The 1,724-nt window shown below is 45.5% G+C and carries 2 protein-coding genes; both read left to right on the forward strand.

The features are described 5' to 3' along the window. Positions 1 to 20 precede the first annotated feature (20 nt). Positions 21 to 1,013, forward strand: coding sequence for a response regulator (locus tag R0J87_RS18215; RefSeq protein WP_498887935.1), 993 nt, complete (start codon positions 21 to 23; stop codon positions 1,011 to 1,013). 5 nt (positions 1,014 to 1,018) lie between these two features. After that, positions 1,019 to 1,651 (forward strand): EAL domain-containing protein, encoded by a 633-nt coding sequence (locus R0J87_RS18220; protein WP_498887936.1) that lies wholly within the window; start codon positions 1,019 to 1,021, stop codon positions 1,649 to 1,651. Positions 1,652 to 1,724 lie beyond the last annotated feature (73 nt).

Consider the following 1,724-nt stretch of genomic DNA (forward strand, 5'->3'; position numbering starts at 1 on the left):
TACTGAGTTCGAGGTAAGACATGGGACAACACCTTAGCGAAATGCTCAGGTGTTGCACTCAGTTTCTGCGGCCAAGGGACTTTTCCGGGCAACGCTTTGCAGGTGCCAACCAGATAAGCATCTGGCGTCAAAAAAATGGTGCGCCTCTTCCCGTTTTTTTTATTTCAGGGTATGACACCTTTGAATTACGGTTAGCCTCGGTGCGTGCTGGTGGAACGCACTACCTCAGAAAACCGCTTGACATTCCAAAATTAGTCTCGCTGTTACATTCTGAGCTTAACCTAGCACCGAGCGAACCTTATCGGATTATGCTAGTAGACGATGACCGCGACCTGCTCAACCTGTACGGAGAATTTCTCACTAATGCTGGTTACAATGTTACTACGGTGACCAGCGCTGAAGAGGCTCTACAGACCATTGAGCAATGTCATCCCGAGCTTATTTTAATAGATGTCTACATGCCTGAATGCAGTGGTATTGAGTTGGGCAAGATGATTCGTCAGCATGAAGAGTTCGCTACTATTCCACTGCTTTTTATGTCGGCAGCTGCCGATACCGACATGCAGCTGGCCTGTGCGCGCTTAGCTAACGATGAGTTTATTAATAAGCCTATTGAGCTATGGCGACTATTAATGGTCGTTAAATCTAGAGTCACGAAAGGCCGCTATTTACGCTCTCATACAGGCACACTGACAACGGCAGAAACACACGTTGTACAAGACTCCCTCACTGCACTACCGATGCTTTCCAGCATGCGGCGAGATATTGAAGACGCCCTGCGAAACAAAACAAAAAATATTATTGTCGCCGTTTTTAAAATTGACATACGTGCCTTTCATACTATCAACAACTTACATGGCCATTACTTTGGCGATGAAATTTTACAACGCATTGCCTGGGAGTTAAACCAATACATACAACCCGGCGACAAACTGTACAGAGAGAGTAGCGATGAGTTTCTTATTTTAGCGCAGGGATGCTCACAAAAGAACAGTTACACAAATATGTTCTAGGGCTTATGTCTCTCATTGAAAACATAGACATCATCACTAAATATGGAAACCTCGCACTGTCAGCGGATATCGGTGTTGCATGCTATTCACAAGGTATCCACAATTCAGAAGAGTTGATTGACCACGCCGACATGGCCATTTTCAAAGCTAAAACGTCGCCTAGTGCGGAGATACACTTTTTTGATGGATCTCTAAAAGAGTGCCAAAAAGAACGCTACTTCTTAGAGCGCGCCATAAAACAGGGGCTTTACAACAACCAATTTATTGTTTTTTATCAACCCATTTTCACTGTTTGCAATGGGGAACTGATGGGCATGGAAGCACTCGCCCGCTGGCAACACCCCGACAAAGGCTTGCTGGGACCAGCAGAGTTCATTCCATTAATGGAAGAAAAGGGTCTCGTTTCTCAGCTCACCGAGCAAGTCATGGCGCAAGCATTATGTCAGCTATCGTACTGGCACCCTAAGCACCCCTCTTTATTTATGTCTTTAAACCTGTCCGCACGCGACATCCAAAAACCTATATTTTTGAATCGCTTAGCATCGCTCATTGAACTTTATCAACTCCCACCAAGCTGCATCGTGCTTGAAATCACGGAGTCTCTGTTACTCTTTGATTGGCCACAGGCTAACCACTGAATCGCCCCGGGTATTCTAGACACCCGTTAGGCTCTTAAAGTAACGCCTTTCATACTCAACCGGTGACAAGTTA

The sequence above is a fragment of the Halomonas sp. SIMBA_159 genome (assembly GCF_046536035.1).
In the GTDB taxonomy this organism is placed as follows: domain Bacteria; phylum Pseudomonadota; class Gammaproteobacteria; order Pseudomonadales; family Halomonadaceae; genus Vreelandella; species Vreelandella venusta_A.

Excerpts from the sequence above, each read along its gene's own strand:
- R0J87_RS18215 (WP_498887935.1), top strand. The coding sequence starts at position 21 with ATGGGACAACACCTTAGCGAAATGCTCAGGTGTTGCACTCAGTTTCTG.
- R0J87_RS18220 (WP_498887936.1), top strand. The coding sequence starts at position 1,019 with ATGTCTCTCATTGAAAACATAGACATCATCACTAAATATGGAAACCTC.